We start from the raw sequence: 15,089 nt of genomic DNA, 5'->3' as shown, positions 1-15,089 counted from the left end.
ACAGTGGCCTACACAATGCTCAAGACTTGTGCGGTACTTGTGGGAGCGGGCTTGCCCGCGAAGAGGCCGGTACAGGCTTACGCCGGCGCCGAAGTACGGATCAAGTGGTCGAAGGCCGCCAGCGAAGCCTTGGCCCCCTCACCCACCGCAATCACGATCTGCTTGTACGGCACGGTAGTCACGTCACCGGCGGCAAACACACCCGGGATGCTGGTCTGGCCCTTGGCATCGACGATGATCTCGCCACGCGGCGACAACTCGACGGTGCCCTTCAGCCAATCAGTGTTCGGCAGCAGGCCGATCTGCACGAAGATGCCTTCCAGCGCCACGTCGTGTTGTTCATCCGTGGTGCGGTCCTTGTAACGCAGGCCGGTCACTTTCTCGCCATTGCCCAGCACTTCGGTGGTCAGCGCGCTGGTGATCACTTTAACGTTCGGCAGGCTGTGCAGCTTGCGTTGCAACACTGCATCGGCACGCAGCTGGCTGTCGAATTCGATCAGCGTCACCTGGGCGACGATACCGGCCAAGTCGATGGCCGCTTCCACGCCCGAGTTGCCGCCGCCGATCACCGCCACGCGTTTGCCCTTGAACAGCGGGCCGTCACAGTGCGGGCAGTAGGCCACTCCGCGGCCGCGGTATTCCTGCTCGCCCGGCACGTTCATTTCGCGCCAGCGGGCACCGGTGGCCAGGATTACGGTCTTGGCCTTGAGCGACGCACCGCCGGCCAGGCGTACTTCATGCAGGCCGCCATCGGTGGCCGGAATCAGCGCTTCGCCGCGTTGCAGGTTCATGATGTCCACGTCGTATTGCTTGACGTGTTCCTCCAGTGCCGTGGCCAGTTTCGGCCCTTCGGTTTCCTGCACCGAGATGAAGTTTTCGATGGCCAGGGTATCGAGCACCTGGCCGCCGAAACGCTCGGCGGCAACACCGGTGCGGATGCCTTTACGTGCGGCGTAGATGGCCGCTGCTGCGCCGGCTGGGCCACCGCCGACTACCAGTACATCGAAAGCGTCCTTGGCGTTGATCTTCTCGGCCTGGCGAGCGCCGGCATTGGTGTCGATCTTGCCGAGGATTTCTTCCAGGCCCATGCGGCCCTGGCCGAACACTTCGCCGTTCAGGTAGACGCTTGGCACCGCCATGATCTTGCGCGATTCCACTTCGTCCTGGAACAGCGCACCGTCAATGGCCACATGGCGCACATTGGGGTTGAGCACCGCCATCAGGTTCAGCGCCTGGACCACGTCCGGGCAGTTCTGGCACGACAGCGAGAAGTAGGTTTCGAAGGTGAACTCGCCTTCCAGCGCCTGGATTTGCTCGATCACTTCGGCACTGGCCTTGGACGGGTGGCCGCCGACTTGCAGCAGCGCCAACACCAGCGAGGTGAATTCGTGGCCCATGGGGATGCCGGCGAAGCGCAGGCTGATGTCGCTACCCGGGCGGTTCAGCGAGAACGACGGGCGACGGGCATCGGTACCGTCCGCGCTGAAGGTAATGAGGTTCGACAAACCGGCAATTTCCGCCAGCAGGTCGTGCAATTCGCGGGACTTCGCGCCGTCGTCGAGGGAGGCTACGATCTCGATCGGCTGGGTGACCCGCTCCAGGTAGGTTTTCAGTTGCGATTTAAGCGTGGCGTCCAACATACGGGCGATTCCTTTTTTCAAAACTCGGATACAAAAACGCCCAGGCGATGTCGCCCGGGCGTTTGACGGGGCGGTAACAACTTCAGCTTTGGCGGCTGAGTACCGCCCGCGACTGGCTCACAGTCTTAGATCTTGCCAACCAGGTCCAGCGATGGCGCCAGAGTGGCTTCGCCTTCTTTCCACTTGGCCGGGCACACTTCGCCTGGGTGAGCAGCCACGTACTGGGCAGCCTTCACCTTGCGCAGCAGTTCGGCAGCATCGCGGCCTACACCACCGTCGTTCAGTTCGACGATCTTGATCTGGCCTTCTGGGTTGATCACGAAGGTACCGCGATCGGCCAGGCCGGCTTCTTCGATCAGCACGTCGAAGTTGCGCGAAATGACGTGGGTCGGATCACCGATCAGCGGGTATTGGATCTTGCCGATGGTGTCCGAGGTGTCGTGCCAGGCTTTGTGGGTGAAGTGGGTGTCGGTGGACACGCCGTAGATTTCCACACCCAGTTTCTGGAACTCGGCGTAGTTATCGGCAAGGTCACCCAGCTCGGTCGGGCAGACGAAGGTGAAGTCAGCCGGGTAGAAGAACACGACAGACCACTTGCCTTTCAGGTCGGCTTCGCTGACCTGGACGAACTCGCCCTTGTGGTAGGCGGTGGCGTTGAACGGTTTGACTTGGCTGTTGATGATTGGCATGAGAGACGCTCCTTCATGGGGTTGGAATCAGTTGATGGATAGAATCCTAACTAATCATCCCGCTGAAGGCTCATTGGTAAAGCTCATGCTCGTGATTGGTTTTGGCTATAACCGGAGTTAATTAATAGAAGGGATTAAGCTGAGCAAAGGATTGCGAACTGTGTGGCTGTAAGAGGAGCTGCCTTTTGTGGGAGCGGCCTTGCGTCGCGAAAGGGCTGCGAAGCGGCCCCAGGATCTCAGCGGTGATGCATAGATTGCCGGGGCCGCTATGCGGCCCTTTCGCGACGCAAGGCCGCTCCCACAAGCGCTTTCAGCGGGTGACGGTGCGCATGGTCACGAACTCTTCGGCCGCCGTCGGGTGCACGCCGATGGTTTCGTCGAACTGCTGCTTGGTCGCCCCGGCCTTCAGGGCAACGCCCAGGCCCTGGATGATCTCGCCGGCGTCAGGGCCAACCATGTGGCAACCCAGCACCTTGTCGGTCTCGGCATCGACCACCAGCTTCATCAGGGTCTTTTCCTGAATGTCGGTCAAGGTCAGCTTCATGGCGCGGAAGCGGCTTTCGAACACCTGCACCTTGTGCCCGGCCTCCAGCGCCTGCTCCTCGGTCAGGCCAACAGTACCGATAGGCGGCTGGCTGAACACCGCCGTCGGGATGTTCTGGTAGTCCACCGGGCGGTACTGCTCGGGCTTGAACAGGCGCCGCGCCACGGCCATGCCTTCGGCCAGGGCCACCGGGGTCAGTTGCACACGGCCGATCACATCGCCAATGGCCAGGATCGACGGCGCGGTGGTCTGGTACTGCTCGTCAACACGAATGTAGCCACGCGCATCCAGCTCGACGCCGGTGTTTTCCAGGCCCAGGTTGTCCAGCATCGGGCGCCGCCCTGTGGCGTAGAACACACAGTCTGCAACCAGCTCGCGGCCGTCCTTGAGGGTGGCCTTGAGGCTGCCGTCTTCAAGCTTGTCGATACGCTGGATGTCGGCATTGAACTGCAGGTCGAGGCCGCGCTTTTCCAGTTCTTCCTTCAGGTGTGTGCGCACCGAGCCATCGAAGCCGCGCAGGAACAAGTCGCCACGGTACAGCAGCGTGGTGTCGGCCCCCAGGCCCTGGAAGATGCCAGCGAACTCGACGGCGATGTAACCACCGCCCACGACCAGCACCCGGCGTGGCAGGTCCTTGAGGTAGAAGGCTTCGTTGGAGGTAATGGCCAGTTCCTTGCCCGGGATGTCCGGGATCTGCGGCCAGCCACCGGTCGCAATGAGGATGTGCTCGGCGGTGTAGCGCTGGCCTTCCACTTCCACTTCATTGGCGCCGGTCATGCGCGCGTGGCCCTGCAGCAGGGTCACGCCGCTGTTGACCAGCAGGTTGCGGTAGATGCCGTTGAGGCGCTCGATCTCGCGGTTCTTGTTGGCAATCAGGGTGCCCCAGTCGAAATGCCCTTCTTCGAGGGTCCAGCCGAAACCTGCGGCCTGCTCCAGTTCGTCAGCGACATGCGCGCCGTACACCAGCAGTTTTTTCGGCACGCAGCCGACGTTGACGCAGGTACCCCCCAGGTAGCGGCTTTCGGCCACTGCCACTTTTGCGCCAAAGCCCGCGGCAAAGCGCGCTGCGCGCACACCGCCGGACCCGGCACCAATCACGAACAGATCAAAATCGTAGGCCATGTATTCAGTCTCCTAGGCAGGCGCCCAGCATAACGCCGTTGGCCGCCGCAAACAAAAAAGCCACCCCGAAGGGTGGCTCTCGTACCAGCAGGGCTTATCAGTAAGCCTTGCCAGTCTTGTAGAAGTTCTCGAAGCAGAAGTTGGTCGCCTCGATGTAACCCTCGGCACCACCGCAGTCGAAACGACGGCCTTTGAATTTGTAGGCGATCACATTACCTTCCGCCGCTTGCTTCATCAGCGCGTCGGTGATCTGGATCTCGCCACCTTTGCCCGGCTCGGTCTGCTCGATCTTCTCGAAGATATCCGGGGTCAGGATGTAACGGCCGATGATGGCCAGGTTCGACGGCGCATCTTCAGGCTTCGGCTTCTCGACCATCGAGTCCACACGGAAGATACCGTCACGGATCTCTTCGCCGGCAATGACGCCGTATTTGTTGGTTTCCTGCGGGTCGACTTCCTGGATCGCAACGATCGAGCAGCGGTATTGCTTGAACAGCTTGACCATCTGCGCCAGCACGCCGTCACCGTCAAGGTTGACGCACAGGTCGTCCGCCAGCACCACTGCAAACGGCTCGTCGCCAATCAGCGGGCGGCCGGTAAGGATAGCGTGGCCCAGGCCTTTCATTTCGGTCTGGCGGGTGTAGGAGAACGAGCACTCGTCGAGCAGACGACGGATACCCACCAGGTATTTTTCCTTGTCGGTGCCCTTGATCTGGTTTTCCAGCTCGTAGCTGATGTCGAAGTGGTCTTCCAGGGCGCGCTTGCCGCGACCGGTAACGATGGAGATTTCCTTCAGACCGGCATCCAATGCTTCTTCAACGCCATACTGGATCAGTGGCTTGTTGACCACCGGCAGCATTTCCTTGGGCATGGCTTTGGTAGCGGGCAGGAAGCGAGTGCCGTAGCCGGCCGCCGGGAACAAGCATTTTTTGATCATATACGTCCTTAACAAAGGCTAGGCCTGTGGAATTCGGCGCAGTCTAATCAGGCGGCACGCACCTTACAATGCCCCTGATAGCCACCGCTGCCATCATAGAGATAACCCAGTGTAGATAGTTCCGGGGGATCGTAAATATTACCGTCATACATGACGGGCGGATGACAGCAAAAAGATGGCGCCCATGCCGGCCATTTCGCGGGCTTGCCCGCTCCCACAGGTAACGTACCGCATCCAGAACTGTGGTGATCCTGTGGGAGCGGGCAAGCCCGCGAAGAGGCCGGCACAGGCGCTGCATCAGCTACCGGCGCCCTGCCCGATCAGCACCCCCTCTACCTTCTGACCATACAGGTTCACGCCGTCATTGGCATGGAACTTCACCCGCGTCTTCTCGATGGACCCCTCCACCAGTCGCGGGTCCTGCGGCCGTTCATGGCGGTTGACCCACGCGGCAACGTCCCAGGCCTGCTGATCGCTGAGGCTGCCCGGCTTGCCCAGCGGCATGTTGTACTTGATGAACGACGCCGCCGTGTTGATGCGGTGCATACCAGCGCCCCAGTTGTAGGAGTCCTTGCCCCACAGCGGCGGCATCACGTAATCACCCGCCACCTTCTGCCCTTCGCCGTTGTCGCCATGGCAAATCGCGCATTGCTCGCCGTACACCTGCTGGCCGCGCTTGAAGTCATAGCCGCCCTCGGGCTGCGGCACTTCCGGGTAACCACGCCCGGCAATCTCCACGCCCGTGGGCGCCTTGGTCGACAGCCAGTACGCATAGGTCGCCAGTGCCGTCATCTGCGGGCTATCGGCGGCAGGTGGCTTGCCGTTCATGCTGAACTGGAAGCACCCCTGGATGCGCTCTGCGTAGGTATTCACCTTGTCGTTCTTCTTGCGGTACGCGGGGTACATCGGGTACGCGCCCCACATCGGCGCGGAATGCGCCAGGCGCCCCTGGTCGAGGTGGCAGTTGCTGCAATTCATGCCGTTGCCCACGGCCTCGGGCATCAGCCGGCGGGTATCGACGAACAAGGCGTGGCCCTCGCGCACCATCTTGCCAAAGGCATTGTCGGGCAACTCGCTTTCAGCGGGCGGCACGAACTGCGGGGCGGCCTGCACGCCGGGTACCTTCAGCTGCGACTGGTCTTCCATGGCGATGGGGGCGGCCTGGGCGCTGCTCATGGCCAGCAGCAACAAGGCTGGAATAAATGGTTTCATGGCGTGACCTCCTGGCTGGCGGAGCGGGCGAAGAACTCGGCGACTGCCTTGATCTCGTCATCGGTCATGGCCTTGGCCACGCCGACCATCAGCTGGTTGGGGTCATTGCTGCGGCTGCCGTCGCGCCAGGCATTGAGTTGCGCCACCAGGTAACTGGCAGGCTGGCCGGCCAAAGGCGGAAAGTGTTCGCCAACCCCGCCGCCACCAGGGCCATGGCACTGCACACAGCCGGGGATCTGCCGACTCCAGTCGCCGTACAGGGCCATGCGGGTGGTCGGGTCATCGGCAATCTGCTGGCGCCACAGGTGGCCGGCGGGGTCGGCAGGCAGGCTGGCCAGGTAGGCACTCACCGCCTTGATTTCATCCTCGGTCAAGGCCTTGGCCAACGGTTCCATCACCGGCTGCTTGCGGCTGCCGTTGCGCCAGTCATGCAGTTGCTTGCTGAGGTAACCGGCCGGTAGCCCGGCCAAGCGCGGAAAGCCGGCAGCGGCAATGCCCTTGCCGTCCGGGCCATGGCACCCGAGGCAAGCCATGGCGGCGGGGTTGGCCCCACCCTGGGTGAAGACTTTCTGGCCATCGGCGGCCTGCGCCGTGGGCCAGGCCAGGATCAGCAGGCTGCCGATCACGACGCGTCTGAACGGTGTCATCACGAATCTCCTTTTCTTTTGTTATATGTTTAGGCTTAAAACATATAAGCAAAGAAAGGAAGGCCCGTTGCCTCAGATCAATGCCCGGAGATGCATTGGGTGGCCGCCGTGCGCACATCGCCCAGGCGCAGGGGGAAGTTGTTCAGCCGCTCACGCAGCTTGATGCTGCTGCCGCTGCCACGCTTGTCGATGTCCACCAGCGCCGCCGGGCCTACCCCCGAGCTGATTTTCTGCGGCACGATCAGGCGCAGGCCGTCGCCACGCGGCTCTTCCACCAGCGGGTCGCGCGTATCGGCCAGCTTCTGCTTGATGCAGTCGGCATATTCACGCGGGGTCTTGCCAGAAATCACATCCAGCGTTTCGTGCGATTGCTCCAGCTCCGAAACGCTGACACAACCGCCCAGCGCCGCCACAGACACCACCGCCACCATCCACTTCATAGAGCACCTCAGCCTTCAAGAATCCCGTTCGACCGCAGCCAGGCGGTTTTGCTCCCTGCATTGGCAGATTTATCGGGGCCTGGCCATCGAGCGCGCCAGTGTAACGGCACATCGTGGTATCTTTTGCCTTTACAGATCCAAACCTTGCGGAGCATCACATGAAATTCGTACACCAGCGCGAGCACCTCAACGAGGACGACATCGTCGTTATCGAATGCTCCCAGCGCTGCAATATCCGCCTGATGAACGACGCCAACTTCCGCAGCTTCAAGAACGGCGGCCGTCACACCTACCACGGCGGCGCTTTTGATCAGTTCCCGGCGAAAATTACCGTGCCCAGCACCGGCTTCTGGAACATTACCATCGATACCGTGACTACTCGTCCGATCTCGGTCACCCGCAAGCCAAGCCTGACCCACAAGATCAAGTTCATCCGTCGTTCGTCGTCGAAACTCAGATAAGGCCACCATGTCCCAGACCATCAAGTACGTCATCAAATACAAGCTCGACGGCCAGCGCCGCTGGGACTTCGCGCTGATGCCCGATGCCTCCCACGAGCAAGCCCTGGAAGCACTGCGCAAGATCCACGGCGAAGACGCCGAAAAAATCAGCGATATCCAGGTCAGCAAGGCCCTGTAAAACCCGCGCACCGCTCGCCCCGCGCAAGGAGAACCGCATGAGCCACTGGCCAGACCGCCGCATCCTCGACCTGCTGGGCATCGCGCTGCCCATTCTGCAGGCACCCATGGCGGGGGCAAGCGGTTCGCCCATGGCCATTGCCGTGGGCCTGGCAGGCGGGCTGGGTGCCCTGCCCTGCGCCATGCTCACCGGTGAGCAGGTGCGTGCCGAGATCGAGGCCTTTCGCGCCGGCTGCCCGGGCCGCCCGCTGAACCTGAACTTCTTCTGCCACCAGCCGCCAGCGCCCGACGCCGAGCGCGATGCACGCTGGAAGCAGGCCCTGGCGCCTTACTACAGCGAAACGGGCGCCGATTTCACGGCCCCCACGCCAGTGTCCAACCGTGCGCCGTTCGACGAACAAAGCTGCCAGCTGGTGGAGCAACTGCGCCCGGAGGTGGTGAGCTTCCACTTCGGCCTGCCCCAGGCAGACTTGCTGCAACGGGTGAAAGCCAGCGGTGCCAAGGTACTGTCCAGCGCCACTACGGTGGAAGAAGCGGTTTGGCTGGAGCGTAATGGCTGTGACGCGATCATCGCCATGGGTTACGAAGCCGGCGGCCATCGGGGCATGTTCCTCAGCGACGACATTACCAGCCAGATTGGCACCTTTGCCCTGGTGCCGCAGGTGGCGGACGCGGTCAGCGTGCCGGTGATTGCCGCAGGCGGTATCGGCGACCACCGTGGCCTGGTAGCGGCCCTTGCACTTGGCGCTTCGGCAGTGCAGATCGGCACGGCTTACCTGTTCTGCCCCGAGGCCAAGGTTTCACCGGCCCACCGCCAGGCGCTGGACAGCGCGCCCGCCAGCGACACGGCGTTGACCAACCTGTTTACCGGCCGCCCGGCGCGTGGCATCAACAACCGCATCATGCGCGAGCTGGGGCCGATGAGCGACCTGGCACCGCGCTTCCCGCTGGCGGGCGGGGCATTGATGCCTTTGCGGGCGATTACCGATCCGCAGGGTAACAGTGACTTCAGTAATCTGTGGTCGGGGCAGGCGTTGCGGTTGGGGCGGCATATGCCTGCTGGGGAGTTGACCCGGGAGATTGCCGAAAAGGCACTGGCCTTGGTTAATCGTTAGGCATCTTCATATGCAGGTTCGGCCTTTTCGCAGCACAAGGCTGCTCCTACAAAGGTTGCGGTGCCTGTAGGAGCAGCCTTGTGCTGCGAAAGGGCCGGGCCTGCAAATGCATCACCCAGCCCCTTCCCGGCAAATGGCCTATCGCTATATAGTTGAAGATATAACGATAACCCCAAGGAGCTGTCTTCATGCGTATCCGCCCGTCCCACCTGGCCTTCTCTGCCCTGGCCAGCCTGTTCGCCTTCAACACTGCCTGGGCCGATGAAGTCCAGGTCGCGGTCGCAGCCAACTTCACAGCCCCCATCCAGGCCATCGCCAAAGACTTCGAAAAAGACACCGGCCACAAACTGGTCGCGGCCTACGGCGCCACCGGGCAGTTCTACGCACAGATCAAAAACGGCGCACCGTTCGAAGTGTTCCTCGCCGCTGACGACAGCACCCCGAAAAAGCTTGAAGAAGAAAAGGAAATCGTCCCCGGGTCACGCTTCACCTACGCCATCGGCACCCTTGCCCTGTGGTCGGCTAAAGAAGGCTACGTAGATGCCAAGGGCGACGTTCTGAAGAAAAACGAATACAAACACCTGTCCATCGCCAACCCGAAAGCGGCACCTTACGGCCTGGCCGCCACCCAGGTGCTGGGCAAGCTGAAGCTCACCGAAGCCACCAAAGGCAAGATCGTCGAAGGCCAGAACATCACCCAGGCCTTCCAGTTCGTCTCCACCGGCAATGCCGAACTGGGCTTCGTCGCCCTGTCGCAGATCTACAAGGACGGCAAGGTAACCAGTGGCTCGGCCTGGATCGTACCGTCCAACCTGCACGACCCAATCCGCCAGGACGCGGTGATCCTCAACAAAGGCAAGGACAATGCGGCCGCCAAGGCGCTGGTGGAATACCTGAAAGGCCCTAAGGCCGCAGCGGTGATCAAGTCCTACGGCTATGAACTCTGATGCCACTGGACGCCAGTGACCTGGGTGCAATCTGGCTGACCGTCAAACTGGCCAGCCTGACCACCCTGATCCTGCTGGTTATCGGCACACCCATCGCCTGGTGGCTGGCGCGTACGCGCTCATGGCTACGCGGGCCGGTAGGTGCGGTGGTGGCACTGCCGCTGGTATTGCCACCGACGGTGATCGGCTTTTACCTGCTGATCGCCCTCGGGCCGCACGGCTGGCTCGGCCAGGCGACCCAGGCGCTGGGCCTGGGCACTGTAGTGTTCAGCTTCACGGGCCTGGTGATCGGTTCGACGGTGTATTCCATGCCGTTCGTGGTGCAACCGCTGCAGAATGCCTTTGGCGCGATCGGCCAGCGCCCGCTGGAAGTCGCCGCCACCCTGCGCGCCAGCCCATGGGACACCTTCGTGCATGTGGTACTGCCGCTGGCCCGCCCCGGTTTCGTCACTGCCAGCATCCTCGGCTTCGCCCATACCGTAGGTGAATTTGGCGTGGTGCTGATGATCGGTGGCAACATCCCCGACAAGACCCGCGTGGTTTCGGTGCAAATCTTCGATCACGTCGAGGCCATGGAGTATTCGCAAGCCCACTGGCTGGCCGGTGCCATGCTGGTGTTTTCCTTCCTGGTGCTGCTTCTGCTGTACGCCGGACGCCGCGGCAAAACTGGCTGGAGCTGAAATGACCGCATCGATAGTGGCGCGCCTGAACCTGGCGCGCGACGACTTCACCCTGGACGTTGACCTGTACCTGCCCGGGCGCGGCATCAGCGCGCTGTTCGGCCACTCGGGCTCCGGCAAGACCAGCTGCCTTCGCTGCCTGGCCGGGCTGGAGCGGGCCGCCAGCGCCTACATCGAGGTCAATGGCGAAGTCTGGGAAGACAGCGCCCGCGGCTACTTCCAGGCCCCGCACCTGCGGCCGGTGGGCTATGTGTTCCAGGAGGCCAGCCTGTTCCCGCACCTGTCGGTACGCGGCAACCTGGAGTTCGGCTGGCGCCGCGTGGCGGCGGCTGAACGCAAGGTGAGCCTCGACCAGGCCTGCCAGTTGCTGGGCATCGGCCATTTGCTGGACCGCCGCCCCGCGACCTTGTCTGGCGGCGAGGCGCAGCGGGTGGGCATTGCCCGTGCCCTGCTCAGCAGCCCGCGCCTGCTGCTGATGGACGAGCCGCTGGCGGCCCTCGACGGGCCGCGCAAGCGCGAAATCCTGCCCTACCTTGAGCGCCTGCACGACGAACTGGACATTCCACTGGTGTACGTCAGCCACGCCCAGGATGAAGTGGCACGGCTGGCCGACCACCTGGTGTTGCTGGAGCAAGGCCTGGTGGTCGCCAGCGGCCCGATCGGCGAAACCCTGGCCCGCCTCGACCTGTCGCTGGCCCAGGGCGAGGACGCTGGCGTGGTGTTCGAAGGCCTGGTGGTCGGCCACGACCCGCACTACGACCTGCTCGACCTGCGCCTGCCCGGCGGCACCGGGCCGCTGCTGCGCATCGCCCACCCGGCCCACGTGATGGGCAGCACCCTGCGGGTCAAGGTGCAGGCCCGTGACGTCAGCCTGGCGCTGGCGGCCGACAGCACATCGAGCATCCTCAACCGCCTGCCGGTGCAGGTGCGTGAAAGCCGCCCGGCCGACAACCCGGCCCACGTGCTGGTCAGCCTGGATGCCGGCGGCAATGCCTTGCTCGCGCGCATCACGCGCTTCTCGGCAGACCAGCTTGGCCTGCACCCGGGCCAGCTGCTGTTCGCCCAGATAAAGTCGGTGGCGTTACTGGGCTGAGCATCCTGCGCACGGGCGTTGTCCATTGATCAGTGACCTGATCGAGGCCTGCCCGCCATGCTCGACTGCCCCCTGCCGCGCAGCTTGCACTACGTTGACGACAGCCAGCCGGGCCTGACCCGGCGACGCTGGCGCGACCGCTTCATCTACCTGAATGCTGATGGCCAGCGGGTGCGCGACAGCGCCACCCTTGCACGCATAGCCGCGTTGGTGATTCCGCCGGCGTACACAGATGTGTGGATCTGCACCGACCCGCAGGGCCATTTGCAGGCAACCGGGCGCGATGCCCGTGGCCGCAAGCAGTACCGCTACCACACGCAGTGGCGCGAACTGCGCGACCAGCACAAGTACGGGCGCATGCTGGCTTTCGCCCAGGCGTTGCCAAAACTGCGTGCGCAACTGGAAACCCACCTGGCACGCCCAGGCCTGGACCGGGAAAAGGTCATGGCATTGGTCGTGAGCCTGCTGGACCACACCCTGATCCGCATCGGCAACCAGCGCTACCTGCGCGACAACAAGTCCTACGGGCTGACCACCCTGCGCAACCGCCACGTCCAGGTCAAAGGCAGCAGCATCCGCTTCCAGTTTCGCGGCAAGCGGGGTGTCGAGCACGACGTCACCCTCACCGACCGGCGCCTGGCCAACCTGCTCAAGCGCTGCATGGAGCTGCCCGGCCAAGCGCTGTTCCAGTACCTGGATGAAAACGGCCAGCGCCACAGCATCGGCTCCAGCGAGGTCAACCAGTTCCTGCAGGAGCTGACCGGCGCCGATTTCACGGCCAAGGACTACCGCACCTGGGCCGGCAGCAGCCTGGCCTTGAACCTGCTCAGGCCCTTGGCCTGGGAGCCCGAAACCGAGGCAAAGCGCCAGGTCGCTGCCATCGTTCGCGAGGTGGCTACACGGCTGGGCAATACACCCGCGGTATGCAGGCGCTGTTACATTCACCCGGCGGTACTTGAGCACTATGCCCTGGGGCGGCTGGGCAACTTGCCGAAGCGCCGTATGCGCAAAGGCCTGGGTCCTGAAGAAGTAGCCTTGCTGTTATTTCTTCAGGCACTTGAGGAACAGGATGACCATTAAGCCTGTCTATTTAGCCGATGATGCGAAGAAATTTCCCATTGGCCGCCAAGCCCCCTATTCTTGCCATCGAGCACCTTGGCCGACAAACCGCTGGCGGTTTGTTTCGGCACCTGCAACTGAAGACATGCAACAGAATTTGTCTGTCGGGGAATTACTATCCGCCGAAAGCGTCTTTAATGAGAAGGAAGAGGGACAAGCTCCCGCCGCCGTGGCAACTGGCCCAGCGGTCTTTTACATCACCAAGGAGAACTACATGCTGATACTCACCCGCAAGGTTGGCGAAAGCATCGTCATCAACGATGACATCAAAGTCACCATTCTGGGCGTCAAAGGGATGCAGGTGAGGATCGGGATCGATGCACCGAAAGATGTCCAGGTCCATCGCGAAGAAATTTTCAAACGCATCCAGGCCGGTAGCCCAGCCCCGGAAAAGCACGACGACTCACACTGAGCCTACCCTCCCAGCGTGCAAGGACGCGCTCGACCGCCAGCCTCAGGTGCCCAGTAACTGACGCACCTTGGCGATCATCTCGTCCATGTCGAACGGCTTGTCGAATATTGCGGCGAACAGGGCCGGGCATCCTTGGCTGGCCTGAGCGCCGCTCATCAGAATGACCGGCAACTCGCACAGCGTCGGGTCTTCGCGCATGGCACGTACCAGCTCCTCACCGTTGAGCAGGGGCATCATGTAGTCGGTGATCACCAGCTGAACGCGCTTTTCCTTCAACGCCTCCAGCGCCTTGCAGCCGTTGCTCGCCTTTTCCACCAGGTAGCCTTCGTCCTCCAGCGCAAAACCGAGGATATCGGCAATCAGGTATTCGTCATCGACGATCAGGATGGTGTTCATCGGCTCGCTCCGTCACCCGCTCCCTTGCGGCACCGGCGTTCCCGAGAGCACACCACAGGCGCCTTCGAACGCCTTGCGCAAGGTCATGCCCTGCGGCCCGATCAGCAACTCGTGCAAGGCTGGGTCATGGTGACTGTCACGCACCTTGAGGATCGACAGCATGCGCCGCAGCTGCGAATCCAGCTCGACGAAGCGCATCAGCATCAGGTTGTCGACAATGCTCGACAGGTCGGGGGCCGGGGCGCTGATTTCCGCGCCGAAGATGTCGCGCATTTCCCAGGTCAGCATCACGCTCACATCACGCGCACGCAGTTCGCCGGCGATGGCGCGGAAAAACGCATTGAGCCGCGTCGGTTCGACAGCCAGGCGGCTGAACGCCCCGAGGCTATCAATCAGCACGCGTTTGCTGCCTTGCGCCTCGACACGTTCGAGCAGGCGCGCACCGATCTGGTCCAGCAGCCCCTCGGTGGTCGGTTGCCAGCACAACTGCAGGCTCCCGTCCCGCTCCATTGCTGCAAAATCGTAACCCAGCGACGCAGCCTTGCCGCGCAGGCGTTCGGGCGTTTCGTAAAAGCCGAAATGCAGCCCCGGTGCCTGCACGGTGCTGGCGCCAAGAAAGGCCAGCCCCAATGACGTCTTGCCAATACCCGAAGGCCCGATCAACAGGGTGACCGAGCCCATGGCCAGGCCGCCGTCGAGCATCTCATCCAGGGTTGGCACACCGCTGCTGATGCGCGCCGGGGTGGCGCTGCCCATCTGGCTTGGGTGGCTGAACAACGCCTCCAGGCGCGGGTAGACATGCATGCCGGCCTCATCGATAAGGCATTCGTGGCGCCCCGACAGCGCCGCACTGCCGCGGGTCTTGCGCAACTGGATATGGCGCACGGCGCGGCTGCCCACCAACTGCTCACCCAGCTCGATCACCCCATCGACCATGGTGTGTTCCGGGCTGCCCTCGTCCAGCCGGGCGCTGGTGAGCAGCAGCACGGTGCAGCCGGCAAAGGCCGCATGGCCCTGCAGCTCGGAGACAAACTTCTTGGTGTCCAGCGCGGTTTCGGCACGCACCCGGGCATTGAGCACACCGTCGACGATCAGCAGGCTGGCCTGCTGACGGGCAATTTCCTGGCGCAGCAGCCGCACCACGGCATCCAGCCCTTCCTGCTCGAGCGTGTCGAAGGCACTGACAAACTGTATTTGATTGCCGACCAGTGTCGGGTCGAAAAAGTCCAGGGTGGACAGGTACTGGAACAACCGCTCATGCGATTCGCTCAGCAAGGTGGCCACCAGCACCCGGCCGCCCGCGCGCACGTGCCCGCAGGCCAGCTGATTGGCCAGAATGGTCTTGCCGGCACCCGGCGGGCCTTGAATGATGTAGGAGGCGCCGGCTACCAGGCCGCCCTTGAGCAGCGCATCGAGCCCTTCGATACCTGTCACCAACCGCCTGAGTGCCTGCGCCAT

At 62.8% G+C, this 15,089-nt stretch carries 17 protein-coding genes; 8 read left to right on the top strand and 9 right to left on the bottom strand.

Going from position 1 to position 15,089, the window contains the following annotated elements; all coding sequences use genetic code 11:
* Positions 1–77: 77 nt before the first annotated feature.
* The 7 genes from ahpF to AK81_RS13115 form a co-directional block, all read right to left on the bottom strand.
* Positions 78–1,640, bottom strand: coding sequence for an alkyl hydroperoxide reductase subunit F (gene ahpF / locus AK81_RS13145; RefSeq protein WP_043199599.1), 1,563 nt, complete (start codon positions 1,638–1,640; stop codon positions 78–80).
* 125 nt (positions 1,641–1,765) lie between these two features.
* The gene (ahpC, locus tag AK81_RS13140) at positions 1,766–2,329 is read right to left on the bottom strand and encodes an alkyl hydroperoxide reductase subunit C (RefSeq protein ID WP_004375926.1); all 564 of its coding nucleotides are present in this window, start codon (positions 2,327–2,329) and stop codon (positions 1,766–1,768) included.
* A 310-nt stretch (positions 2,330–2,639) separates the two neighbouring features.
* Complete coding sequence (gorA, locus tag AK81_RS13135) at positions 2,640–3,995, bottom strand: glutathione-disulfide reductase (RefSeq protein WP_043199598.1); 1,356 nt, start codon at positions 3,993–3,995, stop codon at positions 2,640–2,642.
* 97 nt (positions 3,996–4,092) lie between these two features.
* Complete coding sequence (gene galU / locus AK81_RS13130) at positions 4,093–4,932, bottom strand: UTP--glucose-1-phosphate uridylyltransferase GalU (RefSeq protein WP_043199596.1); 840 nt, start codon at positions 4,930–4,932, stop codon at positions 4,093–4,095.
* Between the two features lie 297 nt (positions 4,933–5,229).
* Positions 5,230–6,144, bottom strand: coding sequence for a c-type cytochrome (locus tag AK81_RS13125; RefSeq protein ID WP_043199594.1), 915 nt, complete (start codon positions 6,142–6,144; stop codon positions 5,230–5,232).
* Positions 6,141–6,791 carry a c-type cytochrome gene (locus tag AK81_RS13120; RefSeq protein ID WP_043199592.1) on the bottom strand — a complete coding sequence of 217 codons (651 nt, stop codon included), beginning with the start codon at positions 6,789–6,791 and terminating at the stop codon, positions 6,141–6,143. The genes AK81_RS13125 and AK81_RS13120 overlap by 4 nt, the downstream gene beginning before the upstream one ends.
* Positions 6,792–6,868: 77 nt before the next feature.
* A complete protein-coding gene (locus AK81_RS13115; protein WP_016498960.1) occupies positions 6,869–7,231 on the bottom strand; it encodes a hypothetical protein in 363 nt (120 codons plus the stop codon).
* Positions 7,232–7,389: 158 nt separating this feature from the next.
* On the opposite strand from AK81_RS13115, the gene AK81_RS13110 reads away from it, so the two are divergent.
* The 8 genes from AK81_RS13110 (at position 7,390) to csrA (ending at position 13,235) form a co-directional block, all read left to right on the top strand.
* Positions 7,390–7,692, top strand: coding sequence for a DUF1883 domain-containing protein (locus AK81_RS13110; RefSeq protein ID WP_043199590.1), 303 nt, complete (start codon positions 7,390–7,392; stop codon positions 7,690–7,692).
* A 7-nt stretch (positions 7,693–7,699) separates the two neighbouring features.
* Complete coding sequence (locus tag AK81_RS30250; RefSeq protein WP_193393760.1) at positions 7,700–7,870, top strand: hypothetical protein; 171 nt, start codon at positions 7,700–7,702, stop codon at positions 7,868–7,870.
* A 37-nt stretch (positions 7,871–7,907) separates the two neighbouring features.
* Positions 7,908–8,984 carry an NAD(P)H-dependent flavin oxidoreductase gene (locus AK81_RS13105; RefSeq protein WP_043199588.1) on the top strand — a complete coding sequence of 359 codons (1,077 nt, stop codon included), beginning with the start codon at positions 7,908–7,910 and terminating at the stop codon, positions 8,982–8,984.
* A 188-nt stretch (positions 8,985–9,172) separates the two neighbouring features.
* Positions 9,173–9,931, top strand: a complete 759-nt coding sequence (gene modA / locus AK81_RS13100) for a molybdate ABC transporter substrate-binding protein (RefSeq protein ID WP_043199586.1) — start codon at positions 9,173–9,175, stop codon at positions 9,929–9,931.
* Entirely contained in the window at positions 9,931–10,611 is a 681-nt protein-coding gene (gene modB / locus AK81_RS13095) for a molybdate ABC transporter permease subunit (RefSeq protein WP_043199585.1), read from the top strand. Before modA ends, modB begins: the two co-directional genes overlap by 1 nt.
* A gap of 1 nt (position 10,612) precedes the next feature.
* Positions 10,613–11,704, top strand: coding sequence for a molybdenum ABC transporter ATP-binding protein (modC, locus tag AK81_RS13090; protein ID WP_043199583.1), 1,092 nt, complete (start codon positions 10,613–10,615; stop codon positions 11,702–11,704).
* Positions 11,705–11,761: 57 nt separating this feature from the next.
* On the top strand, positions 11,762–12,784 hold the full coding sequence (locus tag AK81_RS13085; RefSeq protein ID WP_043199582.1) for a DNA topoisomerase IB: 1,023 nt from the start codon (positions 11,762–11,764) through the stop codon (positions 12,782–12,784).
* Between the two features lie 253 nt (positions 12,785–13,037).
* Entirely contained in the window at positions 13,038–13,235 is a 198-nt protein-coding gene (gene csrA, locus AK81_RS13080) for a carbon storage regulator CsrA (protein ID WP_004375914.1), read from the top strand.
* A gap of 42 nt (positions 13,236–13,277) precedes the next feature.
* On the opposite strand, the gene AK81_RS13075 is transcribed toward csrA, so the two are convergent.
* Together AK81_RS13075 and AK81_RS13070 are read right to left on the bottom strand one after the other, a co-directional pair.
* Positions 13,278–13,631: a response regulator gene (locus AK81_RS13075; RefSeq protein ID WP_043199580.1), complete on the bottom strand. Its 354-nt coding sequence runs from the start codon at positions 13,629–13,631 to the stop codon at positions 13,278–13,280.
* 12 nt (positions 13,632–13,643) lie between these two features.
* Entirely contained in the window at positions 13,644–15,089 is a 1,446-nt protein-coding gene (locus tag AK81_RS13070; RefSeq protein ID WP_043199578.1) for an ATPase domain-containing protein, read from the bottom strand.

The organism is Pseudomonas putida W15Oct28 (assembly GCF_000708715.2).
GTDB classification, from domain to species: domain Bacteria; phylum Pseudomonadota; class Gammaproteobacteria; order Pseudomonadales; family Pseudomonadaceae; genus Aquipseudomonas; species Aquipseudomonas putida_R.
The sequence above is the reverse complement of the archived record's forward strand: the minus strand, read 5'-3'. Positions and strand labels throughout refer to the sequence as shown.

What these genes read in the sequence shown, in the direction of transcription:
- ahpF (WP_043199599.1), bottom strand. Translation starts at nt 1,640, where the DNA reads ATGTTGGACGCCACGCTTAAATCGCAACTGAAAACCTACCTGGAGCGG.
- ahpC (WP_004375926.1), bottom strand. Translation starts at nt 2,329, where the DNA reads ATGCCAATCATCAACAGCCAAGTCAAACCGTTCAACGCCACCGCCTAC.
- gorA (WP_043199598.1), bottom strand. Translation starts at nt 3,995, where the DNA reads ATGGCCTACGATTTTGATCTGTTCGTGATTGGTGCCGGGTCCGGCGGT.
- galU (WP_043199596.1), bottom strand. Translation starts at nt 4,932, where the DNA reads ATGATCAAAAAATGCTTGTTCCCGGCGGCCGGCTACGGCACTCGCTTC.
- AK81_RS13125 (WP_043199594.1), bottom strand. Translation starts at nt 6,144, where the DNA reads ATGAAACCATTTATTCCAGCCTTGTTGCTGCTGGCCATGAGCAGCGCC.
- AK81_RS13120 (WP_043199592.1), bottom strand. Translation starts at nt 6,791, where the DNA reads ATGACACCGTTCAGACGCGTCGTGATCGGCAGCCTGCTGATCCTGGCC.
- AK81_RS13115 (WP_016498960.1), bottom strand. Translation starts at nt 7,231, where the DNA reads ATGAAGTGGATGGTGGCGGTGGTGTCTGTGGCGGCGCTGGGCGGTTGT.
- AK81_RS13110 (WP_043199590.1), top strand. Translation starts at nt 7,390, where the DNA reads ATGAAATTCGTACACCAGCGCGAGCACCTCAACGAGGACGACATCGTC.
- AK81_RS30250 (WP_193393760.1), top strand. Translation starts at nt 7,700, where the DNA reads ATGTCCCAGACCATCAAGTACGTCATCAAATACAAGCTCGACGGCCAG.
- AK81_RS13105 (WP_043199588.1), top strand. Translation starts at nt 7,908, where the DNA reads ATGAGCCACTGGCCAGACCGCCGCATCCTCGACCTGCTGGGCATCGCG.
- modA (WP_043199586.1), top strand. Translation starts at nt 9,173, where the DNA reads ATGCGTATCCGCCCGTCCCACCTGGCCTTCTCTGCCCTGGCCAGCCTG.
- modB (WP_043199585.1), top strand. Translation starts at nt 9,931, where the DNA reads ATGCCACTGGACGCCAGTGACCTGGGTGCAATCTGGCTGACCGTCAAA.
- modC (WP_043199583.1), top strand. Translation starts at nt 10,613, where the DNA reads ATGACCGCATCGATAGTGGCGCGCCTGAACCTGGCGCGCGACGACTTC.
- AK81_RS13085 (WP_043199582.1), top strand. Translation starts at nt 11,762, where the DNA reads ATGCTCGACTGCCCCCTGCCGCGCAGCTTGCACTACGTTGACGACAGC.
- csrA (WP_004375914.1), top strand. Translation starts at nt 13,038, where the DNA reads ATGCTGATACTCACCCGCAAGGTTGGCGAAAGCATCGTCATCAACGAT.
- AK81_RS13075 (WP_043199580.1), bottom strand. Translation starts at nt 13,631, where the DNA reads ATGAACACCATCCTGATCGTCGATGACGAATACCTGATTGCCGATATC.
- AK81_RS13070 (WP_043199578.1), bottom strand. Translation starts at nt 15,089, where the DNA reads ATGGCGCAGGCACTCAGGCGGTTGGTGACAGGTATCGAAGGGCTCGAT.